The organism is Pseudoalteromonas sp. SG43-6, from assembly GCF_014164365.1.
Taxonomy (GTDB): Bacteria; Pseudomonadota; Gammaproteobacteria; order Enterobacterales; family Alteromonadaceae; genus Pseudoalteromonas; species Pseudoalteromonas rhizosphaerae.
In genome coordinates, this window is the sequence record NZ_JACJEZ010000019.1 from 59,559 (window position 1) to 85,793 (window position 26,235).

Genomic DNA, 26,235 nt, shown 5'->3' on the forward strand with positions numbered 1-26,235 from the left:
GGTCATGAGATGGAAAAAGTATCCAGTTTAGCTGATAACGCATCAAGTAGCTTGTTAAGTAAGCTGTATAAAAAGTTAGTTATTGGTGCGTTTGATAGCATTGAAGTTGGCGCAATTACCCTAGTTGATGGTAACGACGTTCAACACTTTGGTGATCCTCAAAGTCACTTACAGGCTAAAGTAGTTGTCAATAATCCGGCAATGTATAAAGCATTTGCGCTCTCTGGCAGTGTCGGAGCTGGCGAAGCTTATATTTTAGGCCAGTGGGAATGTACTAACTTAACTCAGTTGATTGAAATTTTTGCCATTAATCAGGCTCAACTGGACCAATTTGAACGTAAGTTTGCGTTTATTAGTAATCTTTATAATCGAATAAACCACCGTAAAAACAAGAATTCTGAGCAAGGTTCAAAGAAAAATATTGTTGCTCATTACGATTTAGGCAATGAGTTGTATTCATCATTTTTAAGCACTGAAATGCTTTACTCAAGCGCTGTATACCCATCAAAAGATGCTTCTCTTGAACAAGCACAAAGCCATAAGCTTGATTTAATCTGCCAACAAGTAGATTTACAACCCGGTGAAACGGTTATTGAAATTGGCACAGGGTGGGGAGCGTTTGCCATTCATGCTGCAACACATTATGACTGCCACGTTACTACTACAACTATTTCTGATGAGCAACATGCGTTTGTGGCAGAAAAAATTACCCAGTTGGGGCTTGAAGATAAGATAACCTTATTGAAACAAGATTATCGTTTACTCGAAGGCTGTTACGATAAGCTAGTGTCAATAGAAATGATAGAAGCGGTTGGTCATGAATACCTACCCAGCTTTTTCAAAAAATGTAATGACTTACTCAAAGACAGTGGTGCAATGCTGATCCAAGCAATTACAATTGCTGATCAACGCTATCAACATTATCTGAAAAATTCTGATTTTATTCAGCAGTATATCTTCCCTGGTGGTTGTTTACCGTGTATTGATGAAATGAATAAGCAAATAAAAAGTCAATCAGACATGGTGGTACACAGCATTAACGATATCGGCGTTCATTATGCAAGAACCTTAGCTGATTGGCGCACACGGTTTATCGCAAGCTGGCCAGAAATCGACAAAGTTAAGTTTGACCAGCGCTTTTATCGATTATGGTTATTTTACTTAGCTTACTGTGAAGGCGCATTTAGGGCGCGAGTAACCAGTACAGTGCATTTAGTTGCCCGTAAACCGCGTTTTAACCATTCAAGTGATGACATTGCGCTCAGTTATTAATTTTTTGCTGTTTCAAGGAGTGTGGTTTTTAGCATTATTCCTTGAGCAGCGCGCTATCATACCGATTTTATTAATCATCATAGTGATGTTATGTCTGTCGCAACAAAAGCAACAAGATATGCTGTTACTGTGCTATGGCTTAATGATCTCGTTAAGCTTTGAATATTTGATGGTTGAGGTTGGCTTTTTATCTTTTAGTATATCGCCCTTTCCATTGTGGTTTGTATTACTTTGGTGTGCTTTACTGTTAACCATCAATACATCAATGCAATTTTTGCATCGCACGCCTTGGTATTTAGCGCTGTTGCTCTGTGCAGTTTTTGCCCCCGCAAGTTATATTGCTGGTGCACGCTTTGGGGCGTTAGAGGTTCATCCTGTAGTTTGGCAATTTTGGCTTATATATGGTTTAGCTTGGTCGTTTATGTTCAATTTTATCAGGATTATAAATACATACAGCAAAAAGTACCTGTTAGTTTCTGAACATAAATGAACATACAGGTGTAACTATTTAACTTAGAAATTTGGAGTCCGGTAATGATAGCAAGATTAACTAAAGGGCTAATTATTTTAAGTGTATTGGTATGCAGCCGAAGCTTTGCTGCTGATTTTAAAGTGGTCGGTGAGGCTCGTTTTGAGTATCTATTTTGGGATGTTTATCAGGCGCAGTTAGCAACCCCATCGGGGAGCTATCAGTTTGGCAATCACCCCACTAAACTGACATTGACCTATTTACGCGATTTTGCTGCCAAGGACATAATCAAAGCGACGAACGAACAATGGCAGCATTTGGGCAAAAAAGAGATCATTAAAAAATACGATGCACAGTTAGCTGCGCTTTGGCCGGATATCAAAAAAGGTGAATCGCTATCGTTCATTACGGATGAAAATGGTATTGGCACATTTTATTTTAATGATAAAAAGCTAGGGGCTATAGAGCAAAGTGGTTTTGCGGATGACTTTTTAGCTATTTGGCTTGATGCTAATACCTCTGAGCCACAGATGCGAAAACAACTAATAGGGCAATAACATGAAGCGAATTACTATATTATTTTTACTTAGTTGCACATTTTTATTAAGTAGCTGTGCTGCGCCAGATGTTGAGTATTACCAAGGAAGTCAGCCAGAATTTAATTTTAAACAATTTTTTAATGGCAAATTGAAAGCCTATGGCGTTGTCCAAGACTTTAAAGGTGAAGTAACCCGTAAGATGGTCGTTGATATGAATGCTAGTTGGGATGGCAATAACGGCGTTATAGAGGAAGATTTCGTTTACGACGATGGTGAAACCCAACGCCGAGTGTGGAAAATAACACTCAATGCTGACAATACTTTAACTGGCACTGCAGGTGATGTGATAGGTATCGCGAAAGGAAAAAGTAATGGCAGTGTATTTCATTGGCAATATACCCTTAAATTACCCTATGGAGATGACACCATTGAAGTTAATTTAGATGATTGGATGTATCTGGTAACACAATCGCGCTTGATTAACCGTACAGCTATTGATAAGTTTGGCATTGAGGTTGGGGAAGTGACCTTAGTTATCGAAAAAGTTGAATGATAAACAAATTGTCATATTGATTTATTAAATACTGCTTAAATTCATTGTTGGTTAATCTTTAAATCAATATTTATTTCGGCAATTATTTAAAATTTACTCATTTTTTAAGAATTTACGCGAAAAAAGCATTTTGCTGTTGCCAATACTTAAAAAATGCATAAAGATAGGTTTTGCGAAGGCAAAATAATAACGAATAGGAATTTAACAAATGAATAAAGCTCAATTAGTTGAAAAAATCGCTACTGATGCAGAAATCTCTAAAGCAGCAGCTACACGTGCACTTGACGCATTCACTGGTGCTGTTACTTCTTCTTTAAAAGAAGGTAATTCAGTTGCACTAGTTGGTTTTGGTACTTTCTCTGTAAAAGAGCGTGCTGCACGTACTGGCCGTAACCCACAAACTGGTGCCGAAATCCAAATTTCAGCGGCAACTATCCCAAGCTTTAAAGCAGGTAAAGGTCTTAAAGATCAAGTTAATCCTTAATCAATTAGATTGGTTAAATAAAAAAGGGCTAATTAGCCCTTTTTTTGTATCTACTCATTAATCTAAGGTTTAAGCTTTTAGTGCTTTATCACCGCGGCCAATACCTACCGCACCAGAGCGTACAACTTCAATTATGTCTGTCTCATGACGTAAGGTATCTAAAAACGATTCAATTTTATCTGTGCTACTAACAAGCTGCAATGTGTAGCTGTTGCGACCCATGTCTAAAATAGTCCCTTGGAATACATCGACCACTCGCGTTACTGCCGCTCTTTTAGCTTCATCTTGAGCGAATACTTTTACTAATAGCAGCTCACGTTCAATATGCGCCATTTCAGTTAGATCAATAATCTTTAATACATCTACTAATTTATTAACCTGTTTAGTGATTTGCTCAACCACACGGTCATCACCCATGGTAGTGATAGTAATACGTGATAAAGAATGATCGTCTGTTGTGCCAACGGTTAAACTATCGATGTTATAAGCTCGTTGTGAGAATAGGCCAACAATACGCGACAATGAGCCTGGTTCATTCTCAAGTAAAATAGATAATATACGACGCATTATGCTTTCACTCCTTTACGTAACCACATTTCATCAACTGCTCCAAGCTTAATTTGCATTGGGTATACATGTTCATTTTCATCAACAAGAATATCTAAAAACACTAAACGGTCAGTGATCGACATGGCTTTATCGATTGCGGGCTGTAGTTCATCAAGAGTATTAACGCGAATACCGACATGGCGATAACTTTCAGCAAGTTTGACGAAATCAGGTAACGATTCCATATACGACGATGAGTGACGACCGCCGTAGACCATATCTTGCCATTGACGCACCATACCCAGAGAGCGGTTATTCAGTGACACCACTTTTACAGCCAAGTTATATTGTAAACATGTCGAAAGTTCTTGAATGTTCATTTGAATCGAACCATCACCGGTGACACACACTGATTCTTTATCCGGGAACGCAAGTTTCACTCCCATTGCCGCTGGCAGACCAAAGCCCATAGTGCCAAGACCCCCTGAGTTGATCCATTGGCGCGGGTTTTTAAACGGGTAGTACTGCGCCGCAAACATCTGATGCTGACCTACATCAGAGCTTATATAGGCATCACCATTGGTAGCTTTATAAATTGCTTCAATGACGGCCTGAGGCTTTATTTTATCGCCCGCAGTGCTGTAGCTTAAACATTTTTGTTCACGCCAGCTAATGATCTGACGCCACCAATCTTCTTGAGCACTACGATCAATTTTGATTGGACTTTTATCTATGGCTGTCTGTAATTGCTCAAGTACGGTTGATAAACAACCGACGACGGGAATGTGGGCTTTGATCGTTTTTGAAATAGAGGTCGGATCAACATCAACATGAACAATCGTCGCATTGGGACAAAATTTCTTCACGTTATTGGTTACCCTGTCATCAAATCGGGCGCCTAGAGCTAAGATCACATCGGCATTTGCCATCGCCTTATTTGCTTCAAGGCTCCCGTGCATACCTAGCATACCAACGAAATTAGGGTGAACCCCGGAAATACCGCCCAATCCCATTAAGGTATTAGTGATTGGTGCATTGAGTGATTCAACCAAATGAGTCAGTTGCTCTGAAGTGTTAGAGATAATAATCCCGCCACCAGAGTAAATGACCAGTTTTTTAGCTTCTAAAATAGCGGCAACGGCTTTGCGAATTTGCTTTGGGTGGCCTTTGGTATTTGGACTATAGGTTCTCAGCTCTGTGGTTGCTAGAAACTCAAAGTCAAATTTAAGTGCAGGGTTTAACATATCTTTTGGCAGTTCTACGACCACAGGACCTGGGCGTCCAGTACTTGCAATATAAAATGCTTTAGCCAAAATTTTAGGAATATCTTTTGCGCTACGACAGTTAAAACTGTGTTTTACGATTGGCCGAGAGCAACCAACAATATCGGTTTCTTGAAATGCATCATCACCAATTAAGTTAGTCGGCACTTGACCGGATAGCACTACCATAGGAATAGAATCCATATAGGCTGTAGCGATCCCCGTGATACAGTTTGTCGCACCTGGACCTGATGTTGCTAATACTACGCCCACTTCACCTGTGGCACGTGCATAACCATCAGCCATATGGGTTGCTGCTTGTTCATGACGAACTAAAATATGCTCAACATCATCTTGCTGAAATAATGCATCATAAAGATCTAATACTGAGCCACCGGGGTAGCCAAATATATATTTTACCTTCAATGCCTTTAATGCCTGAACAACTAGTTCGGAGCCATTATATTGTTGTGTACTCATCCTCATTCCTCTGTGTGCCTGTTACCGATTGATTATTATCATGAGTAATAATGTGCTATTGCACGCACTCCCCATTTATTCTGTGCAATTACCGTATAATTTAAATGCATAAAAAAACCCCCGCTTAGGGCGGGGGTTTTTAAAAAGCTATTTCACCTTCTAATACATCCCCGCTGGGCTTAAAACTAAGACCAGTACGAGTACAGTGACTAGGTGAAATTGATATTTCATAACGTTATTTTTCTTCTCGGTATTTGTTATATAAGTTCAAATGAGTTATTGCGCTGAGATAGCCGAATAACTCATTTAGTCTACAAATTTAATAGTCTTATTTTTAAAGGTTTTGCCAGCTAATGTCAACAGCCAAAACGGCAATGTTGCATTAAAATTCCAAATTAATTGTTTTTATATTTAAAAGTTGCTTTAAATTGCATTTTTAACCGTTAAAAGCAAAGAAATTATGCTTTTTTGAAGCGTGGCGATATTCACTGTATATCTATAAATGTAATGTAAGTATATAAATTATTCGCTATTATTATCGTTATGGAGTTGTTGATAGGTGATCCTGTGAAATACTCACAATTGTTATGTGGCCTGACTTTGGCATTGTTAAGTCAACAGAGTGTGGCAAAACCACAAAATAGTAGCCCAACTGATATTGGGGTCGTTAACAAAGAGCGAATTTTATATTGGTTAGATAAACGCGGGCAGCTTGACGATAAAATAGCGCATGACAAATTATTGTCTGATTATATTGGCCGTGGTGAATCGATGCATTCACGTCGGCAGCTTAACCCTCAAGTTTTAACCCAACAACGAAAAATGGCTCAGCGCTTAGCGAGTGTGTCTTCGCAGTTACCTAACTCGACGCACAATACCGTAAAAGTGTTGGCTATATTGGTTGATTTTCCTGACTTACCTCATGATGATAATGGCTTAGCCGCAGTTGATAGCGATATGTACTACTCAAGCTATAGTCAGCAGCATTACCAACAAATGTTGTTCGCTACTGATGGTTACTCAGGTCCACAGCAGCAACCGTTGCAAACAGCGTATCAATACTATCAGCAAGCCTCAGGGGAAAGCTTAGCATTTACGGGTCAAGTTTATGGCTGGGTAACAGCCGATAATGATGCGAAAAGTTATGGGGCTCGCCAAGGGGGTAATAATGATATTGATGCCCCTAGTTTAGTGCATGAAGCGGTAGAAAAAGCCGTAGCCAAATTTAATATTAATTTAGCCGATTATGATTTAACAGATTTGGATGATCGTGATGGTGATGGGATCACCAATGAACCTGATGGGATTATTGACCATGTTATGATTTTCCACTCGAGTATAGGTGAGGAAGCCGGTGGTGGCGTACTGGGTACTGATGCAATTTGGTCACATCGTTTTTATGTGTACGACCAAAACAATCAGCCAAGTGCGGTTGATGGCAGTAGTATTCGTTTATTTGGTTATACTATAAATCCTATCGATGCTGGTATTGGCGTGGTGGTACATGAGTTTGGTCACGACTTAGGTTTGCCTGATGAATATGATTTAACCGGCAGTGCGCTGGGGGAGCCAGTTGCGCTTTGGTCTGTGATGTCTGGTGGTAGTTGGGCAGGCTCACCTCGTGGCTCACAGCCGGTGATGTTCAGTCCTTATGCACTCGAGTACTTACAAAACCGTTATCAAGGAAACTGGCTTAATCAAACGACGATATCGTTAGACGAAATCGATACCAATCAACAGCAAATACTTCGCCATAGTAGTGGGGTATCAACTGAATTAAACCAGTTAAAAATCACCCTACCAACCAACTTACAACCGTTTTATCAAGCAGTAGAAGGGCACTTGCAATACTACTCTGGCAGTGGTGATAATGTTTCAAAAAGTATGACATTTACAGTTAATATACCTGCAAGTACGCAGCCTACTTATCTTGATTTAAGTGCCTATTACAGCATTGAAACGGATTATGATTATGCTCAAGTATTAGTAAACGCACAGCCTATTGCTTCGCAATATACTCAAGCAGTCAATCCATTTTATGGAGACATTGGTCCATATATAACAGGGTCTTCAAGTTCAGTAAATGACGCTCAGCAGCCGAATAATTATTTACGGCATCGTTTTGACTTATCAGCTTATGCTGGTCAAACAATCACACTTAGTTTTAACTATAAAACGGACACTTATACTCATTATTTTGGTCTAGTGGTTGATGATATGACCATTAGCCAAGGTGATACTTTCGTTTGGCAAGATAATGCAGAGCAGTCAACACAAGCACAACTTGATGGCTTTAGCCGAGTGGGGGATCACATCTATGCAAAACCACACAATTACTATTTACAGTTACGTAGTTATTTAGGAATAGATAGTGGTTTACAAGTTGAGCAGTATTCACCGGGTTTATTACTTTGGTCTGCTAATGAACAGTATACAGATAATAATACTCCTGAGCATATTGGTGAAGGGTTTATATTGGTTGTTGATGCCGATCAAAATGCCATTGCAAAAGGTAATAGCAGCGCACCTGCCAGTACTACGATTCAGTTAAGAGATGCTGCTTTTAGTCTTTATGATCAGCGCCAAGGTTTAGGCGATACGCAGTTAACAGCAATCACTGAGTTTAATGATAATAATGATTACAGTTTTGCCACGCAACAGGCCTCTGGTGTAAAAGTTTCAACGTTTGGTTTTAATTTTTCTATTGTTGAGCAAGCGATTAATAATAGCTCAATTGAATTGAATTTAGGCTATACACCACAGTCTGGGATCAATGTAATTACTAATGATCTCGAAGCGAGTTTTGAAATTAAAGGAATGGCGTTGACCCCAACCGATAGTTTTAACTGGCAGTTTGGTGATGGACAAAGTAGTGATGAATTGAATCCAAATCATAAATTTGCCGATTACGGTAGTTACACTGTGGGTTTTACTCGTACTAATGAACAAGGGCAGCAGTTTCAAGAATCGATGACTTTTGTGCTTACTGCGCCGTTATCAATTTCTAGTGTGGATACCAGTATAGAGAAAGGCAATGTTACTGCAAAAGTCACTGTATCAGGTGGTCAAGCACCTTATGACTATGCATGGCAATTAGGTGATGGCTCAACTGCGAAAGGGCAGAGCATTAACTACCGCTATGAATACAGTGGCGATTATACCTTAAGCGTTGTTGTAACTGATGCAAATGGCGCTATGCAGTCTTTTGCAACCCAAGTGTCGGCAAATGTATTACTTACAACACAGGCCAGTTACAGTGCAAAAGATTTACTGGTTAATTTTAACAGTGATACCAAAGGCGGGTTTAATAATTACACTTACAGTTGGGATTTTGGAGATGGCAGTGCTGTAAGCCAACGGGCTAATCCTACACATACTTATAACCAAGCGGGAAGTTATACAGTGACACTGATCGTGACTGATACCTCTGCAAAAGGCATAAAAAACACCTTACCGTCTAGCAAGCTTATGGTAACAGTGCAAAAACAAGTTGCCAGTTCAGGCTCCAGTGGCGGAAGTATATTTTGGTTATTGTTACTGCTACCGCTCAGTTTTCGAACAAAGAGACAAGCATAAACTAAGTGACAAAAAAGCCAGTAAATACTGGCTTTTATTATAATGCTAATAATCTAGGTTTGGTTTATAAACGGTCGATAACAGCTTGAGTGAAGTCAGTAGTACCGTGACTGCCACCTAAATCGCGAGTGGTACGATCACCCGATTTAATTACGTCAGCTACAGCACTGCGAATACGCTCTGCAGTTTCGCCCATTTCTAAATGCTCTAACATTTGAATAGATGCCAAAATAACAGAGGTTGGATTTGCTAAATTTTTACCAGCAATATCAGGTGCGCTGCCATGAACTGCTTCAAAGATTGCTGCATCTTCACCGATGTTAGCGCCAGGTGCCATACCTAAACCGCCTACTAGACCAGCACATAGATCAGATAAAATATCACCAAACAGGTTTGTAGTAACGATAACGTCAAACTCTTCAGGGCTCATTACCAGTTTCATACAGGTTGCATCAACAATCATTTCAGTTGATTCAATTTCAGGATAACGCTCAGCAACTTCACGAGCTACTTTTAAGAATAAACCTGAAGTTGATTTTAAAATGTTAGCTTTGTGAACCGCTGTCACTTTTTTACGACCTTCACGCACGGCTAGTTCGTAGGCAAAAGTAACGATTTTTTCAGCACCTTCACGGGTGATCATAGACATTGCTTGTGCTTCGTTGCCATCTTCTGATGTCACTTGGCCTAAACCTGAATACATACCTTGCGTATTTTCACGTACCGTGATGATATCAATGTCTTCATAACGTGCTTTGGTGCCAACAAATGACTTTACTGGGCGTACATTGGCGTATAAACCAAACTGCTTTCGTAATGTTACATTGATTGAAGTAAAACCTTCACCAACTGGCGTAGTTAGTGGGCCTTTAAGAGTAATTTTATTACGCGCAATAGTATCAATGGTATCTTGTGGTAATAATTCACCGGTCTTTTCTAGGGCTGCAAGACCTGCATCAACGAATTCATAATCAAAATCGCACCCTGCGGCTGTTAAGATCTCAAGGGCTGAATCAATAATACTCGGACCGATGCCGTCGCCTTTGATCACTGTGATGGTTTGTTTGGCCATGAACTTTTCCTATTACGAGTTAGAAATGCACGTAAATGTGACGCATTATTATACCAATCGACTTAAATATTTAACCATTCTAGCGTGCTAAATAAAGCGCTAACTGCGTTATGAATTTCTCAAGTAGAACAACTACATGTCGAAATTTATGCCTTGTTATCACTCTATTTATCTGTCGCTATAAATGGCTAGTAACTTAACACGATTGGTATTAAGCGATTACTTGTTAGATTATTTACGTGAATGAGTTTGAAAATACAAGCGGCTTTTATAGCAATTTATTCAACTTTTTGCCAGTAAAACCCACGAAAACGCACTAAATTAGTCACTATGTCTAATAAATATTCATACGCTATTGCTTAAACCTAGGCTTGGTAGCTGTGCATAAAAATCCTCGCTGGACTGCCAATCTAAGCGTTTTAACACTTGCTCAAAAGTGTGTGTTTGCCAACTACTTTGTATTACGTTGGGTTGATACACCTTAATAACGACGAGTTTTATTGCAACCCATAATTGTGCCTCTGCAGATAAGTGTTGTTTTTTTTGCTGCTCTGCATCTAAGAGCGCTTGTGTCCATGGATTGTCACCAAGCAATTCAAGTAAATAAGCCGATAAATGCCCACTATCATGAACCGTGACACCAAATAGCCACGCAAAGGGCATACTTACATCACTTTTAGGTGAGTGTTCATACACTGTCTTACGGCTAATTGTGGTGCTACAGTATTCAATCAAATAATTAACGTAACCATAAATAGGCAAAGCGAGGTGCTCGAACTGGTTGTGTTGATCACGACTTACCAGCTGGTTTAATAAACTTATTATTGCCTGTAAGCGTAATTGTATATGTTGCATTAATGGATGTGCTTGGTAGTTTACTAATTGCTCAAAGAGCACCCGTTGAATGATCGCTGGTGCATTGTATAAGCCGACCATTGATAAACAATGGCGTAAATCTTTGCCTGCTAGGTGCTCTTTATTATAAGGCTTCACTGCTTCACGAAGTAACTCAATTGTCGCTGGATGATTGTTGAGTAATTTAGCAAGGGCACTGTATGAGTATTCTTTTTGTATTTTAACTTGGCTTATCAGCATCAGTAATTGTTGTTTTTCAAAGTTTACAATTTCAACAGGGGGGGCTATGTGCTCATTGAACCATACGCTAAACAATAATCGCTTGTCTTTACTTGGGCGTTGTTTTGAATGTGATTCTAGCTTTGCCTTAACGCTATACCATTTGGTTTTTTGCTGCTCATGCAATGCAATTAATAAATCCCGTTGCTGGTGGTTTTTACCAATATAAGTGAGCTGCTGATCGCTATAATTAACTAAAGAGCCTGGCAGGTAAGGGCCAAAATGACCGATTAATGCTTTTAATGCTTGTTGGGCAAACAGGTTAGGAGTACGGATATAAATATCAGCCACTGCCTTATAGATATCAATATGATCATTTTGGGTACGATAGGTAATGTTCATCGCAATAATATTTGCTAACGCAACTAACGTCGTTGGTCCATCATAGATCATGATTTTTGGCGTGCTTAGCAAGGCCTGCTTATACTTATTTAAGCGCGCTAAAATACACGCAATATGGTCAGTGGGAACGTTAGCTGATTGCAGTAATTTTACTGCTAGCTGATGACGCGACTGCCATTGCTTTTTTTCTTGTTGGGTAAGAGGTTGGCGCAGGGCCAGCTTATTAGTTTGTGTTTGCACACATAAATAGTTAGTTAAACACACACAAATAAGCAATTGGCTGATTTTACTGTCGTAACTTAAACTGCGACAAAATGCGGCGACAATGACACATTGATTGACCACTAAGTTGGTTGTATAACCTTGTGTTTCTGCATATAGAGTAAGCTGGGCTTGTAGTGCATTTGGATGTGAATCATAGAGTTTATAATATTGCTCAGCCAGTTGTGTCAACAGCGGATAAATTTGTGGCCACTGACTTTTATTATTATAACGCCTTAATATTTGGTGAGTTTTTTCAAATAGGCTGGCAAGATCTTGTGCGCAGAGTGCATCCATAAGTAATTAATTACCCGCGTTGCTCAAATGCATCAAATGCACTTGGGCCCCACAAAATCAATTCGCCATTTTTAAACAGTAAACCAGTACACTCATCCATAGTCGTGATCCCATCTGATTTGATATGTTGAGTACGGTAAAAAATAATTTGCCATACTTCCTCTTTATCACGTTTCGCGAATGTTAGATCAGGACTGCCTAAATACTCTAAAACTGTGTTTAAGTTAGTCGGTGTTTCGACACTTAATTTAGCGATATAACGTTTATTGAACGCTTCTCGGTCTTGCCAGATCATCGCCTGTGGATCATCTTTATAAAAAGTAATGACCAAAGTAGCGATCAAGGCGTATACACCCAAACCTAATATGAGATAGCGAAAAACCTTCTTAAACATTGTGCACTCTTACGCTGAGACTTAAATTTAGTATACGCATAGTTCAAATCCAGTGCTACGTGAATGCGATTAATTGAGCCTTAACTGCTTTAAACTAAAGCCTAAGTTAATATCTGTACGTAAACCAACCAAATGTTTAGAGGTAATATAGTCAGCCATTCCTGTCGCTAACTTTTTACGAACTGCTGTAGAGAGCGTTTCATCCTCTACCGCCAATGTTATATCTGCGTGCTTACTAATAATCTCTTGTGCTGTTTTAGTACCAATTCCCTTAATACCCGGAATATCATTCGTTTTATCACCAGCCATTGCCCAAAAATCAATTAATCGAGCTTGCTCAACACCAAAACGTTGTACGATAGAGTGATGATCTAAATATTCTTTTTTAAAATAATCATACACATTAATATAATTATTTAAGCTAGGTAAAAACCCTTTATCAGTGGAGATAATTGTACTATACAACTGATTTTGCGCCATTTTATCGGCTAATGTCGCGATAATATCATCAGCTTCATCATTTACTGGGGCAAACACCACAATACCCGTTTGCTCAATCGCCTGTTTAAATTTATCTAATGAATTTTTCAGAGTTTCAGGCATGGGGGCACGGCTGCTTTTATATTGAGCGTAATAATGATACCGCCAGCTTTTATCACCATCAAATACAGCAATAGCATGCGTTGCTTGGGTGATCTTTATAAGTTTTTCACAAGCGTGAGCTACCCGCGCGCAGCAGGTATTTATCATTTGCTCATCACTGCCTTTGTTTTGATTACTATCAACTGCATAAATGCGCCTAATTAAATTAAGCGCATCGATTAAAAGTAACTGACCTGACACGAATACATTAACCCTTATGCTTTGACTTCATAACATGGAACATATTGACTGCCTGGGAGCTTCATTCTTCCTTGCTCAACAAATGCTTGCAGCAGTTTGTCCATGGCTTTCATTAAAGTCGGTTCACCGCTAATGATAAACCGGCCATGTTGTTTAATTGCCTGTATGCCTTCGTCTTTAACATTCCCTGCAACAATACCTGAAAATGCACGGCGCAAATTAGCGGCTAGTAATTGTTTTTCTTGGTCTAAATGTAAATCAAGCCCAGCCATATTGGCATGAGTTGGCGCGAAAGGTTGCTGAAATTCATTTTCAATTTTTAACGTCCAGTTAAAGTAATATGCATCGCCCTGACTCTTGCGGTAATCACGCACATTTGCCATTGCAGATTTGAGTTTGATCCCAACTAATTCGGGGTTATCAATAATAACTTCAAATTTATCAAGCGCCTCCTTACCTAACGTCATTTCAATGAACTGGCATAATTCGCTAAAGTAATTTTCACTTTCTTTCGGCCCAGTTAAAATAACCGGTAACGACTGTTTGGCATTATCAGGGTGAAGTAAAATGCCTAGTAAATACAATAACTCTTCAGCAGTGCCAGCGCCGCCAGGGAAAATAATTATAGCGTGGGCGGTGCGTACAAAGGCTTCAAGGCGCTTTTCAATATCTGGTAAAATAACCAGTTCATTGACGATCGGATTTGGTGGCTCTGCGGCAATAATACTTGGCTCTGTTAAGCCCAAATAACGGTTATTGGTGTTGCGTTGTTTTGCATGTCCAATGGTTGCACCTTTCATTGGACCTTTCATGGCACCGGGGCCACAGCCAGTACAAATATTTAAGCCACGTAAACCAAGCTCATAACCTACTTGTTTAGTGTATTTATATTCGTTTTCATTAATAGAATGACCACCCCAGCAGACAATCATACTTGGATCGCTATTAACGCGAAGCGCTGCGGCATTACGCAACATATCAAAGACCATATGAGTAATGGCTTTTTGTTCGGTTAAATCTTTTTCGTATTTTTGACAAATAAATAAAATATCACGAATAACAGAGAAAATATGTTCGTGGATCCCAGTGATTATTTCACCATCAACAAAAGCCGTAGTCGGAGGATTGAGTAGTTCAATTTTTATGCCTCGCTCACGGCTTAATAAGCGAATATCAAAATCTTGATATTTATTGTAAATCTCTGAGCTGGAGTCAGTATGACTGCCAACATTGAGAACAGCTAGCGCACAGTTTCTAAATAACTTATAACGCTCACTGGTAGACGATTGCTCTAATAAATCAACTTCGAGCTGCGACAGTAAATCTAACACACCTGTCGGGTTTAACTGTATTAACATAGGCGTTCTCCTTGCTATAAAAAGCACTAGGTCGGTCGCTGTTATTTATTGATACACAAGCGATCACGACCGGTATTTTTTGCTTTGTAGAGAGCATCATCGGCGCGGTCAAAAGCGCCCAATGGGGTATCACCTTTTTTAAACTGCGTGGCACCGACGGAAACTGTTATCTCTACTTGTTTATCTCTGAACTTAAACGGAATCCCTTTCACCGCTTTTCTTAGTTTTTCAAGAGGTTTTTTGGCATGCTCTAAGGGCATACCTGGCATTAATAAAACAAATTCTTCACCGCCATAGCGGGCTATAAAATCAGATTTACGAATTGACATTTGCAGCGCTTTGGCAATCACTTGTAACGTTTTATCACCCGCGCTGTGACCATATTTATCGTTGATAGACTTAAAGTGATCAACATCAATCACCACTAAGGTGACATCGGATTCTTGTACTGCAAACAAATGAAATTCGTGATGAAAGCGTTCGTCAAATGCGGCTCGGTTTGGCAGTTTGGTAAGGCCATCAAGCAAACTTTTAAAACGTTGCTCATGCAGGCGTTTTTTATATTTAGATAATTTAGTTTCAAGGCTGCCAATGCGTTGATTGATCTCTTGAAAACTGTTTAGCAACATATCGCGATCTTGCTGCTCGAGGCGCTCTTTTTCAATTAAGTCTTCACTTAACGATTTTAATTCGTTATCAACTAAGGCTTTTAATGATGAAATTGAAGTAGCATTTTGGGTTTGTGCTGTCAGATTGTTAATTTTATCTTCAATGCGCTTATTTAATGCAGTAAATTCAGCCCCCATTGCTTCTGAATGTTTACTTGTAGAAACAATTGAGTGGTGTAATTCTTCAAGCGTTTGGTTCAATGACACTAAAAAGCTTTGTGCAGATTGACGCTCTTTACTGATATTGTTGGCAATGATGCGAATAATATCGATTGCAGAGGTCAATAAATCATCCACTGAATCGGTTTCAGAGATATTATTTTTGATGGTTTTTACTTGATCTGCAGCTTCATCTTCAAATACTAAATCATTAGCTAAATTGAGTAACTCTTTTGCTAAATTAGGTTGCACAGCAGTTTGCTGGCATTCAGGAATAGTCAGTTTTACTTGTAAGGCTTGATGATAAATCGTCACTAAACGATTAAGGAGTGGAATGAAATCCCGCGTCGATTGCACATTATTCAGTTCATGATCCAGTAAATGACGCAATGTTCTGCGTGCATCATCTGGTAACCCTTTGGTTTTCTGCAGTAACTTGCCAGCATCGAGCACACTGTTATGAAGTTCACGCTGATGTGTGGCCTGTTGTGCTTCTTGATTTTTTAGCAGTGTAAGAATTTCATCGATCTGTGGCGCGAATAATTCAAAATCGACCCCTTTAGCCAGCGCACTACGAAACTTAGCTAAGCGATTATCAAGTTCAATGTCCATACCTTTACAGCTTAACGATAACTTAGCTGCAAAGTGTGTCAATGTGTCTACTTGATGCTTACGTGCATGTTCAACTACCATACGAGTATCAATGGCTTGTTTAAGTTTTTTATTTAAAACTTCGAGCTGTTGTGACACTAATAGTTACCGCCATTGATTAAATCTTACATGGTTGTAAGTTTACAACAAAAATTGCACAAATGTAGTCAGTAAGTCAAAAACTTAGCATTTGTTGATGATTTTTATTCATCGAACCTATCTGCACGTGTATTTATCGCTTTTAATTCACATTTTCTATCATCATTGTTAGGCTCACGCATAATAAAATCACTTGATATATGAATTAAGAGCCTCTATGAAAAAGTTTTTAGCATTATCGGTATTAGCCGCTTTATCTCACTCGGCATGGGCCGATGTTAATTATTCACTTGCTGTTACTCAACCTGAACATCATTTAGGCAACGTTAGCGTAGAATTTCCACAAACGGCACAAGCACATTTAGATGTAAAGTTGCCAGCTTGGCGAACAGGTCGTTACGAAATTTTGAACCTTGCAAACGGTGTGCGTTTTTTTGAAGCAACAGGCGATAATGGTAAAGCATTAAAATGGGAAAAAATTGATGCCAGTACATGGCGGGTACATTTAGATAAACCAACAGAAGTTAAAATTGATTATCAAGTGTATGCTAATGAGTTAGGTAAACGTGCGCGCCATATTGATGATAGCCACGCATTTATAGATGCATCAGGCTTTTTTATGTTTAGTGAATCATTTCGTCAAGAGCCAGTGACGGTTAAGCTAGATGTACCGAAAGCATGGCGCTCAGTATCGGGTATGGATAATGCAGGCTCAAAACATAGCTTTAAAGCCGCAGATTACGATGTATTAGTTGATTCGCCGATTGAAACGGGTATTAATGAACTCCATAAATTTGCCGTAGATGGCCGAGATTATGAATTAGTGATCTGGGGCAAGGGCAACTATGATGTTGAGCAAATGCTTGAAGATCTTAAGAAGCTGGTAGCAACAGGCAATATTATTTGGGATGCTTACCCGTACCAACGTTATGTATTTATGGTACATGCAACCTCAGGGGCAGGTGGTGCCACCGAGCATTTAAACTCAACGATTATTCAGCGTCCGCGTGACCGTTTTGGCTCGCGTGAAGACTATCTTGCATTTATTAGCACCGCAGCACATGAATTTATCCATACTTGGAACGTAAAAGCATATAGACCTGAAGGTTTAGTTCCTTACGATTACACGCATATTAATTACGATAAACTATTATGGATAGCGGAAGGTTCAACCAGTTATTTTGAAGATCATTTAATGGTGCGCTCAGGGATTGCCACGACGGATGAATTTTTAAACGTGTTAACGAAAACCGTCAACCGTCATTTATCATCGCCTGGGCGTGAGGTACAAAGCGCCACCGAAACCAGTTTTGATAAATGGATAAATCAAGGTGGTGACCATGCTCGTAACTACAGTACTAATATTTACTCAGAAGGTTCATTGATTTCGATGGCCCTTGATATTGATTTACTTGAGAACAGCCAAGGTAAGCAAAGCTACCGTGATATTCATCGTGCACTTTACAATCAATATAAAATGCCGCATGGCTTTACTGCAACTGACGTGAAAACTATTTTAAAACAGTTAACGGGCCGCGATTACAGCCAGTGGTGGGCAAATAATGTTGATGCACCAGCAGATATTGATTTTGACGCACTGTTTAAAAAAGTAGGCTTAATGTTAGAGCGTCCAAAAGATGCAAAAGCCGTTGCCAGTGTTGATGCGATGGCAAAAAATACCGGTGAGTTATTAACTTTAACTCATGTGCGTCGCGATGGCGCTGCATGGCAAGCGGGTTTGACCAGCGATGACAAAATTGTGGCAATTAACAAAAAGCATGTTGGTAAAGATTTAAAATCAAGCTTAGAAACATTTAAAGCAGGGGATAAAGTAACCATTGATTTTATCCGCCGTGATGCACTGCAAAGCACCACAATAACGCTAGCACAAAGCTTTGATAAAGATAAAAAGCTAGTTGCTGACAAACAGGCAACTGCACAGCAAATGGCATTATTTAAAGCATGGATGGGTGTAGAGCACCCAAACCTCGTTAAAAAATAAATACTATTTAATGATGCTAGGTTATGAGTAAAAAGGAGCTGCGGCTCCTTTTTTGCATTTAGGAGTAGTGGGTAAAGCACGCTTAGTTTGGGCAATAAATGCCGCCGTTGCAAAGTGATTGTTTACCGCACTACGGAGTTGCTGACCTTTACGCGCTAAAAACGATTTCTTTTCGCGCGCATTACTACGCGATTTGATATCACTTACCTGCTCACAATCTTGGGAGAATGGATACGGTAGTAATGAATAGCCAGCGACTTGAGTTTCCCAAATATGTTGTAGATCACAATCAACAGGGCGAGCAAACGTTTTAGTGGCAGCTAATAATTGTTTTGCACCTTGATAACTGATTGCAGTAGCACAACATCCTGTCATCAACTTTTTATGGATCACTAATCGTTGCTCAAACTGCAACGGTATCTGATAGGCGATTTTGCGAGTACGGTTTTGATAAGCTGAGAGTTTTATAAGTTGCCAAGCAAGCGGTAATTGCTCAATATTTTTAATTGCACTACCGATACTTGAATCTAAGATAAAGTCATCTTCGAGCACAATTGCGTAATCAAGTTTTCTATCGACAATGGTTTGCCACGCTTTGCGATGGCTCAAATAACAGCCAATCTGCCCAGCACTGAGCGGGTAGTGATATTCTTGTGTATTGAGGCTAGGACTGTAATTAATTTCTTTTTGTGCTTGCGTGAGCATGGCGCCATCAATTGCATCTATACGCTCAAAACTTAGCCCATGTGCGGTTAATTGTCGCTGGCTGTTTGCCAATCGCTCGGTTGAGCGAGCGAGGTTGATCAAAAAAATAGCAGTCATAGTTAGGCCGTGCATTACTAATAGTATTTAAATCCTAACGATTGAAAATGACTAAATGATTGCATTGTTGTGTTGTTTTTATTGCTAACAGAGCTCGATGAAATATTTGTTTTCAGTATTTTGTTACACAATAGTGTGGCTATTTTGTCGCAGAAATATTGACCTTGCTAAGGCTGCACGCGTAACCTGTTATAGAAACAATAAAAAGGATTAAAAAATGCGTTTAAAACCACTCATAGCATCACTTGCTATTGTAGTATCGGGCTCAACATTTGCTGATGAAGGCATGTGGCAACCACACCAACTTCCTGATCTAGAATCAATTCTGAAAGCCAAAGGATTAGAAATTGATGCAAAATCGATTTCTAAATTAACCGAGTTCCCAATGAATGCAGTGATAAGCCTTGGTGGCTGTACCGCATCATTTGTATCGCCAAAAGGGCTGGTGGTTACCAATCATCACTGTGCTTATGGTTCGATTCAATATAACTCAACACCAGAGAACAATATTTTAGAAAATGGTTTTTTAGCAACAACACCGGCTGAAGACTTACCAGCGGCACCCGGCTCTAGAGTGTATGTAACTGAAACAGTTACCGACGTGACCAAAAAAGTAATAAAAGGCACTGAAAAACTCAGCGCCAAAGCGCGCTACGACGCGCTAGAGAAAAACGAAAAAGCATTAGTGTCAGCATGTGAAGCTGACGATAATTATCGCTGTAATGTGTATTCATTCCACGGTGGTCTAGAGTTTTACTTAATCAAATCACTAGAAATTAAAGATGTACGCTTAGCATACGCGCCTGCCATGGGCGTAGGTAAGTACGGTGGCGATATCGATAACTGGATGTGGCCGCGCCATACCGGCGACTTTTCATTTTATCGTGCATATGTAGGTAAAGACGGCAAACCAGCTGAATTTAGCGAAGACAATGTACCTTATGTGCCTGACTCATATTTAAGCGTCAGTGCTAAAGGCGTCCAAGATGGCGACTTTGTTATGGTAGCAGGCTATCCTGGGCGCACTAACCGTTACCGCATTGCTGCTGAAGTTGATTATGTATTTAATACCAGCTATCCCAAATCACGCGAGCATAATTCAAAATATGTGTCTTTAATTGAAGAGAATTCAGAAGATGGCAGCAAAGCGCGTATTGCTTATGAAAGCACTATTGCGGGTTACAATAACTATATTAAAAACTACGGGTCAATGATAGAAAGCTTTAATAAAGGCACTATGTATGAACGTAAAAAGCAATTTGAACAAGATCTCACTGCGTGGATAAACAGCGACCGTAAGCGTAAAAAACAATACGGTAAAGTGTTAAATGAACTGTCGGCGCTAGTCGCTCAATCGCAACAGCACAATGATCGTGATCGTATGCTTGGCTATGTACACCGCTCACAAATGATCAGTACCGCACGTAGCTTATATCGCTTAGCGTATGAGCAACAAAAACCTGATAGCGAACGTGAATCTGGCTATCAAGAACGCGATTTACCACGCTTTGAAGCCGGTTTAAAGCGCATGAGTCGCCGTTTTGATGCAAACGTTGATAAAGCCATTTTATTACATTTTTTAGAGCTTTATGCTGCGTTACCTAAAGAAGAGCGTTTTGCAGAAGTAGATAAAGTTTTTGAATTAGAAAATGGCTTTGATAAAACCAAGCACAGTGCACTATTAGCAAAAATGTATGCTAATTCAACGCTAGATAATGAAGACGTTCGTATCGCGTTATCTACGCAATCATTTGCTGAACTTGAACAAAGCCAAGATGCATTTATGCAATACGCGAAGGCCATCTTTGCCGTAATGAAAGCTGAAGAAGACAAAGACAAAGCACTTGCCGGTAAACTACAAGCGGCGCGTCCACAGTTAATGAGTGCTATCATAGCGTTTAATGAAGCACAAAATAAACCTGTGTATGCAGATGCGAATAGCACATTACGTGTAACGTATGGCACTGTTGGAGGCTATTCACCGCAAGACGGTTTGATAGCAACACCGTTTACATCACTTGAAGGGCTACTTGCAAAAAACACCGATGTTGATCCATTTAACGCGCCTGAAAAACTGCAACAGCAAATCAAGGCTAAAATATTTGGTGATTACACCGGTGGCATGAATACCGTACCAGTTAACTTTTTATCAAACGTAGACACGACTGGAGGTAACTCAGGTTCACCAACACTTAACGGTAAAGCCGAACTGGTAGGCTTACTGTTTGATGGTGTGTACGAAAGTATTATTGGCGATTGGGATTATAACCCAGCACTTAATCGTTCAATCCACGTTGATTCACGTTACATGCTGTGGGTGATGGATAAAGTAGATAACGCACAAAACCTATTAGACGAAATGAAAATCGTAAAATAAGTAATCAGTAAAATAGTAGGGCGCTTACCATAACGGTAAGCGCCTTTTTTAATAAGTATAATTTGTAATGACTTATGTCTACTTTTTGCTATGAGCGGAAGTTGATTTGCCGAAGCCGAACTGGCAATAAAGCACAAACAAAGCAAGTACTTACTTTATAAATGAGCTCAGAACACCGTATAGGGTAGCAATATCAATTGGTTTTGCTATATGTGCATCAAATCCTTGGCTTAAATAATCAGCAACGTCATCAATCATTACATTTGCGGTTAGTGCAATTATCGGTATATGCTTATTGAAATTAATGATATTTTTCATTGCTTCAACACCATCCATTTCAGGCATTTGTATATCCATAAGTATCAAATCAAAGTCCTTTTCTTTAGCTGCTTCTACTGCCTGTTTACCGTTATCTACAATAGTTAATGATGCATTAGTGCCTTCGAGCATTGACTGAATGACAATTTGATTGATTTCGTTATCCTCAGCAATCAGTATTTTCTTTCCCCTCAACGGCGGCGGAGTCATAGATTTTTGTACGAAAGAGCTGACACTCTTATTGGTTATAGTTAATGGTAATATGACTCTTATAGTGGTGCCTCTACCCACATTGCTTTTTACATCGATAGTGCCTCTCATCATAAGAATAAGACTGAGGGTAATCGACATACCCAGCCCAGTTCCACCAAATTTACGTGTTGTTGAGTTGTCTGCCTGTGAAAAACGATCAAATATACGAGCTTGAGCTTCCTCACTCATTCCAACTCCTGTATCAGCCACTTCAAGACTAATAGCCTGCTTTTCTTGGTAAAGAGTTTCGCTCAAGTGAATGTTTACGCTACCCTTTTCAGTAAACTTAACAGCATTCGACACAAGATTGAGTAATATTTGCTTAACACGGACAATGTCTCCTAACCAGTGATCATTAAAATTTTCATCAATATTACTGACAAGTTTAATACCCTTATTACTGACTATGCTGTCCACTTCAAATTTCACAGATTTAATTATATCGCTAATCGAGAAAGGCTCTTGCTCTAGGCTTAGTTTATTGCTCTCTATCTTTGAGTAATCCAAAATATCGTTGATAATGGTTAACAGCGATTTAGAAGACGATACTGCATTTTTAAGCATTACTTTGGACTTGGCATCGAGATACTCAGTATTGACCATCTGCAGTCCGCCTAAAATTGCATTCATGGGCGTACGTATCTCATGGCTCATATTTGACAAAAATTCACTTTTCGTTTGGGTTGCCTGCTCAGCTTTTTGCTTAGCTACTTCTAGCTCATTTATCGCATTTATTTTATCTGTAATGTCGTAATTTACACCGATGACTTTTAGAGCGTTGCCATCATTATCTCTAATAACTTCTGCGCTAGCTTTGATTGTTCTTACCTGCCCGTTTGGATGTACTACTCTAAACTCTGGATTAAAAGCACCTAAACCTGATACGGCATCCTCTAATTGTTTGTTAGACTCTTCCATATCATCAGGGTGAAGACTATGAGTCCAAGCTTCATAAGCACCAGAAAAACAATTCTCTGTAATGCCATACAGCTTGTACATCCATTCATCCCAGATTAATTCTCCCGAAATGACATCCCACTCCCACACACCAATTTGAGCTGATTCATTTGCCAATTTCATTCTCAGAGAACTGGTTTCAGCTTGGTTTTTTGCTATTTGTAATTCGGTTTCTATCTGTTTCTGATGGGAAGTATCTTGGATGACAGAGCAAATCAGCTCATCGCCATTTGCACTCTTAATTATAACGCCCGACAATTGTACGGGGTATTCATAACCCTTTTTATGAATATATTCTTTATAGTAAGGTCCGTAACGGCCTGTTTCTGAGAGGGATTTTAGTTGTTCTTTTTCTTGTTCTTCGTACTTTTTTGGTGTCAACTTCCAATAGTCCATTTGATTTAGTTCGTCTTTGTCATAACCACTAAAACGACTCAGTTCCTTGTTAACATACTCAAATAAACCATTATCTAACCTATTAATTGCAATGCCTACCGGCGCTAAGCTAAAAAACTGTTCAAATTTTTCTTTTTCCTCATTGAAAGCGTAGCTAATTCGTTCTATGTCTGTTGAAGCACTATGCAATTTGTTTTGCGTCTCAACTAATTCACTAATATCTCTACCTATGGCTAAAATAAAAGCATCACCATCCACATTTAATACAGTCAGAGATACAAGGCATGGAAAAGATGAGCCGTCTAATCGAGAGTGAACCCACTGAAACAGCTGTGGCCCTTTAGTCAGAGTATTTTCAATGTGTTCTGCGGCTATTTCCTCTGAACGTCTGCCACATGGTTGATACTCAGGTGAGATATCAGAAGGCTTTAAATTAATAAAGTTGTCTTTACTTTCCACGCCGTGCATATTGATTGCAGCTTGGTTACATTCTGTGAATTTACCAGATTTCAGATCGATTATTGATAGTGCGTCCCCAGATACTTCAAACAACTTCTTATACTTTATATTTTCAGCTCTAGCGTTTGCAAGCTGAACTTTAAGCTGGTCAATCTCCGCTTCGAGATCGTTTGTGGGATTACTCATAAGAACTCACTGTTAATTGTGTTTTTTCTTTTCCTATATATAACAATAGCTATAGTCCATTTTTTGTAAAAACAGAAGTTTTAAATAGAGAGTATTGAGTGGCTATTTCCTTATAGCACCGTTTGACGAGAATCAATATTTTTTCAAATAGCTACAAACTACGAGAAGATAATTATAGTTGGCTGTAATGATAAGTGAAAAATACAACAGATTATTGTTCTTTTTATTTTTTATAGCTGAAAAGTCCAGAGGACGATCTGGAGTTAAGATACGTTCAATCAGTCAATGCACGCTTCACAGCCTAAACCATAATAAACAGCTATGTCCACTTTCTTAAGAAAAGCAGGTGTTCGTTTAAGGTGGAACAAACTAACATAATTCTCTCTTAGCAGAATTTAACTTAAATCTAATTACTTCAACATCCTTTAATATATTTCATGTGCACTTTATAACCAATAAATGCTAGCTTAGTGGCAAATTAATTGAAGGAAATAATTATGAAACTTGAGTCTTTAGCGCTGCATCACGGTTATGAATCTGAACCTACAACTAAATCGGCGGCGGTGCCGATTTATAATACCTCATCGTATACGTTTGATAGTACTCAACATGGTGCTGATTTATTTGATTTAATAGTACCCGGGAATATTTATACTCGTATTATGAACCCGACTAATGCGGTGCTTGAACAGCGTATTGCGGCCATGGAAGGGGGCATTGGTGCGCTTGCTGTGGCCTCTGGTATGGCGGCCATCACTTACGCAATTCAATGTTTGTGTGAAGTGGGCACTAATATTGTCAGTACCAGCCAAGTGTATGGTGGTACTTATAACTTATTTGCGCATAGTCTACCGCGCCAAGGTATTGAAGCGCGGATGATTAAAGCGGATGACTTTGCCGGTTTTGAAAACGCGATTGATGAGAATACCCGTGCGGTTTTTTGTGAGTCGATTGGTAACCCTGCAGGGAATATTGTTGATATCGCTCGATTAGCTAAAATAGCCCATAGCAAAGGCGTGCCGCTGATTGTTGATAACACGGTAGCAACGCCGTATTTATGCCGGCCATTTGAGTTGGGTGCCGATATTGTGGTGCATTCGCTTACTAAATATATTAACGGCCATGGTACGGCGATTGGCGGCATAATTGTTGATTCGGGTAAGTTCGACTGGAAAGCTAATGCCACTCGTTTTGCGATGATGAATGAGCCTGATCCGTCGTATCATAATGTGGTTTATACCGATGCTTTTGCTGAAGCGGCGTTTATTGGTCGCTGCCGTGTTGTTCCACTTAGAAATACCGGTGCGGCACTTGCGCCTAAAAACGCCTCTGACATTTTAATTGGTCTTGAAACTTTAGGGCTAAGAATGCAGCGCCACTGTGAAAACGCGCAACAGCTTGCTGAATACCTAGAGAATCACCCTAAGGTGCTTTGGGTTAATTACGCGGGGTTAGCGTCAAGTCCCTATAACGCAATGAGTAAAACAACCACTAGTGGCAAAGCGTCTGGTATTTTAAGCTTTGGGATAGCGGGTGGCCTTGAAGCTGGCACTCACTTTATTGATGCGCTGAATATGATTTTACGTTTAGTAAATATCGGTGATGCAAAGTCATTGGCTTGCCACCCAGCATCAACCACGCATCGACAATTAAATGATGAAGAATTGGCGAACGCAGGGGTTAGCCGCGATTTAATTCGTTTATCAGTGGGTATTGAAAACATCGACGATATCATTGCTGATGTAAGCCAAGCGCTCGATAAAGCTTAGTAATGTTAGCTACAGGGTAAAGCGTGATCCACATTAATGTTTAAACATGCATTTTATGTTTTGCTTGTAAGGTAGGTTTTATTTATGACCTACCGCACAAATTTACGTTTCTTGAATTCAAGTATTAAGTGCAATCATTATGCAGCAACCAGAACTTCTGATTGCCCCGTAAATAGTTCATGAGGGGTTTTATACCCTCTTGTTTTTCTTGGCCGATGATTGAGCTTATCAACTG

General features: G+C 39.5%; 19 protein-coding genes. 9 read left to right on the top strand and 10 right to left on the bottom strand.

Features of this window, described 5'->3' with window-relative positions:
• Positions 1-9 precede the first annotated feature (9 nt).
• The 5 genes from H5201_RS10035 to H5201_RS10055 all read left to right on the top strand — a co-directional run bounded on the left by H5201_RS10035 (position 10) and on the right by H5201_RS10055 (position 3,317).
• Positions 10-1,272: a cyclopropane-fatty-acyl-phospholipid synthase family protein gene (locus H5201_RS10035; RefSeq protein ID WP_149980177.1), complete on the top strand. Its 1,263-nt coding sequence runs from the start codon at positions 10-12 to the stop codon at positions 1,270-1,272.
• Positions 1,250-1,762 (top strand): DUF2878 domain-containing protein, encoded by a 513-nt coding sequence (locus H5201_RS10040; protein ID WP_182718658.1) that lies wholly within the window; start codon positions 1,250-1,252, stop codon positions 1,760-1,762. Before H5201_RS10035 ends, H5201_RS10040 begins: the two co-directional genes overlap by 23 nt.
• 44 nt (positions 1,763-1,806) lie before the next feature.
• On the top strand, positions 1,807-2,298 hold the full coding sequence (locus H5201_RS10045; protein WP_182718659.1) for a chalcone isomerase family protein: 492 nt from the start codon (positions 1,807-1,809) through the stop codon (positions 2,296-2,298).
• Position 2,299: 1 nt separating this feature from the next.
• A complete protein-coding gene (locus H5201_RS10050) occupies positions 2,300-2,833 on the top strand; it encodes a DUF3833 domain-containing protein (RefSeq protein WP_149980180.1) in 534 nt (177 codons plus the stop codon).
• A 208-nt stretch (positions 2,834-3,041) separates the two neighbouring features.
• On the top strand, positions 3,042-3,317 hold the full coding sequence (locus tag H5201_RS10055) for an HU family DNA-binding protein (protein ID WP_145235830.1): 276 nt from the start codon (positions 3,042-3,044) through the stop codon (positions 3,315-3,317).
• 69 nt (positions 3,318-3,386) lie between these two features.
• Here H5201_RS10055 and ilvN read toward each other — a convergent pair whose 3' ends face one another.
• Entirely contained in the window at positions 3,387-3,884 is a 498-nt protein-coding gene (ilvN, locus tag H5201_RS10060; protein ID WP_182767905.1) for an acetolactate synthase small subunit, read from the bottom strand.
• A complete protein-coding gene (locus H5201_RS10065; protein WP_182784504.1) occupies positions 3,884-5,608 on the bottom strand; it encodes an acetolactate synthase 3 large subunit in 1,725 nt (574 codons plus the stop codon). Before H5201_RS10065 ends, ilvN begins: the two co-directional genes overlap by 1 nt.
• Before the next feature lie 567 nt (positions 5,609-6,175).
• Between H5201_RS10065 and H5201_RS10070 the strand changes: the two genes are divergently transcribed.
• Positions 6,176-9,184 carry an immune inhibitor A domain-containing protein gene (locus H5201_RS10070; protein ID WP_310736935.1) on the top strand — a complete coding sequence of 1,003 codons (3,009 nt, stop codon included), beginning with the start codon at positions 6,176-6,178 and terminating at the stop codon, positions 9,182-9,184.
• 64 nt (positions 9,185-9,248) lie between these two features.
• Here the strand turns inward: H5201_RS10070 and H5201_RS10075 are convergent, their stop codons facing one another.
• The 6 genes from H5201_RS10075 to H5201_RS10100 form a co-directional block, all read right to left on the bottom strand.
• Positions 9,249-10,256, bottom strand: a complete 1,008-nt coding sequence (locus tag H5201_RS10075) for an isocitrate dehydrogenase (RefSeq protein ID WP_182718661.1) — start codon at positions 10,254-10,256, stop codon at positions 9,249-9,251.
• A 345-nt stretch (positions 10,257-10,601) separates the two neighbouring features.
• Positions 10,602-12,290, bottom strand: coding sequence for a hypothetical protein (locus H5201_RS10080; RefSeq protein WP_182718662.1), 1,689 nt, complete (start codon positions 12,288-12,290; stop codon positions 10,602-10,604).
• A 10-nt stretch (positions 12,291-12,300) separates the two neighbouring features.
• A complete protein-coding gene (locus H5201_RS10085) occupies positions 12,301-12,684 on the bottom strand; it encodes a DUF3192 domain-containing protein (protein ID WP_149980185.1) in 384 nt (127 codons plus the stop codon).
• Positions 12,685-12,753: 69 nt separating this feature from the next.
• The gene (gene xni, locus H5201_RS10090) at positions 12,754-13,527 is read right to left on the bottom strand and encodes a flap endonuclease Xni (protein WP_182718663.1); all 774 of its coding nucleotides are present in this window, start codon (positions 13,525-13,527) and stop codon (positions 12,754-12,756) included.
• 14 nt (positions 13,528-13,541) lie between these two features.
• Complete coding sequence (ppnN, locus tag H5201_RS10095) at positions 13,542-14,885, bottom strand: nucleotide 5'-monophosphate nucleosidase PpnN (protein WP_149980187.1); 1,344 nt, start codon at positions 14,883-14,885, stop codon at positions 13,542-13,544.
• A 41-nt stretch (positions 14,886-14,926) separates the two neighbouring features.
• Entirely contained in the window at positions 14,927-16,462 is a 1,536-nt protein-coding gene (locus tag H5201_RS10100; RefSeq protein ID WP_404687826.1) for a diguanylate cyclase, read from the bottom strand.
• 217 nt (positions 16,463-16,679) lie between these two features.
• On the opposite strand from H5201_RS10100, the gene H5201_RS10105 reads away from it, so the two are divergent.
• On the top strand, positions 16,680-18,464 hold the full coding sequence (locus H5201_RS10105; RefSeq protein ID WP_182718664.1) for a M61 family metallopeptidase: 1,785 nt from the start codon (positions 16,680-16,682) through the stop codon (positions 18,462-18,464).
• 21 nt (positions 18,465-18,485) lie between these two features.
• Here the strand turns inward: H5201_RS10105 and H5201_RS10110 are convergent, their stop codons facing one another.
• Complete coding sequence (locus tag H5201_RS10110) at positions 18,486-19,286, bottom strand: glycosyltransferase family 25 protein (RefSeq protein WP_182718665.1); 801 nt, start codon at positions 19,284-19,286, stop codon at positions 18,486-18,488.
• A 217-nt stretch (positions 19,287-19,503) separates the two neighbouring features.
• Between H5201_RS10110 and H5201_RS10115 the strand changes: the two genes are divergently transcribed.
• The gene (locus H5201_RS10115) at positions 19,504-21,663 is read left to right on the top strand and encodes a S46 family peptidase (RefSeq protein WP_182718666.1); all 2,160 of its coding nucleotides are present in this window, start codon (positions 19,504-19,506) and stop codon (positions 21,661-21,663) included.
• Between the two features lie 150 nt (positions 21,664-21,813).
• Here the strand turns inward: H5201_RS10115 and H5201_RS10120 are convergent, their stop codons facing one another.
• Positions 21,814-24,231 (bottom strand): PAS domain S-box protein, encoded by a 2,418-nt coding sequence (locus H5201_RS10120; protein ID WP_182734172.1) that lies wholly within the window; start codon positions 24,229-24,231, stop codon positions 21,814-21,816.
• Positions 24,232-24,728: 497 nt separating this feature from the next.
• Between H5201_RS10120 and H5201_RS10125 the strand changes: the two genes are divergently transcribed.
• Positions 24,729-26,000, top strand: a complete 1,272-nt coding sequence (locus H5201_RS10125) for an O-acetylhomoserine aminocarboxypropyltransferase/cysteine synthase family protein (RefSeq protein ID WP_182767964.1) — start codon at positions 24,729-24,731, stop codon at positions 25,998-26,000.
• Positions 26,001-26,235: the final 235 nt, after the last annotated feature.

Bases quoted from the DNA above. Each gene is read 5' to 3' on its own strand.
- H5201_RS10065 (WP_182784504.1), bottom strand. From the start codon at position 5,608: ATGAGTACACAACAATATAATGGCTCCGAACTAGTTGTTCAGGCATTA.
- H5201_RS10125 (WP_182767964.1), top strand. From the start codon at position 24,729: ATGAAACTTGAGTCTTTAGCGCTGCATCACGGTTATGAATCTGAACCT.
- H5201_RS10085 (WP_149980185.1), bottom strand. From the start codon at position 12,684: ATGTTTAAGAAGGTTTTTCGCTATCTCATATTAGGTTTGGGTGTATAC.
- H5201_RS10120 (WP_182734172.1), bottom strand. From the start codon at position 24,231: ATGAGTAATCCCACAAACGATCTCGAAGCGGAGATTGACCAGCTTAAA.
- H5201_RS10115 (WP_182718666.1), top strand. From the start codon at position 19,504: ATGCGTTTAAAACCACTCATAGCATCACTTGCTATTGTAGTATCGGGC.
- ppnN (WP_149980187.1), bottom strand. From the start codon at position 14,885: ATGTTAATACAGTTAAACCCGACAGGTGTGTTAGATTTACTGTCGCAG.
- H5201_RS10055 (WP_145235830.1), top strand. From the start codon at position 3,042: ATGAATAAAGCTCAATTAGTTGAAAAAATCGCTACTGATGCAGAAATC.
- H5201_RS10105 (WP_182718664.1), top strand. From the start codon at position 16,680: ATGAAAAAGTTTTTAGCATTATCGGTATTAGCCGCTTTATCTCACTCG.
- H5201_RS10045 (WP_182718659.1), top strand. From the start codon at position 1,807: ATGATAGCAAGATTAACTAAAGGGCTAATTATTTTAAGTGTATTGGTA.
- H5201_RS10040 (WP_182718658.1), top strand. From the start codon at position 1,250: ATGACATTGCGCTCAGTTATTAATTTTTTGCTGTTTCAAGGAGTGTGG.
- H5201_RS10110 (WP_182718665.1), bottom strand. From the start codon at position 19,286: ATGACTGCTATTTTTTTGATCAACCTCGCTCGCTCAACCGAGCGATTG.
- H5201_RS10050 (WP_149980180.1), top strand. From the start codon at position 2,300: ATGAAGCGAATTACTATATTATTTTTACTTAGTTGCACATTTTTATTA.
- H5201_RS10075 (WP_182718661.1), bottom strand. From the start codon at position 10,256: ATGGCCAAACAAACCATCACAGTGATCAAAGGCGACGGCATCGGTCCG.
- H5201_RS10080 (WP_182718662.1), bottom strand. From the start codon at position 12,290: ATGGATGCACTCTGCGCACAAGATCTTGCCAGCCTATTTGAAAAAACT.
- H5201_RS10035 (WP_149980177.1), top strand. From the start codon at position 10: ATGGAAAAAGTATCCAGTTTAGCTGATAACGCATCAAGTAGCTTGTTA.
- ilvN (WP_182767905.1), bottom strand. From the start codon at position 3,884: ATGCGTCGTATATTATCTATTTTACTTGAGAATGAACCAGGCTCATTG.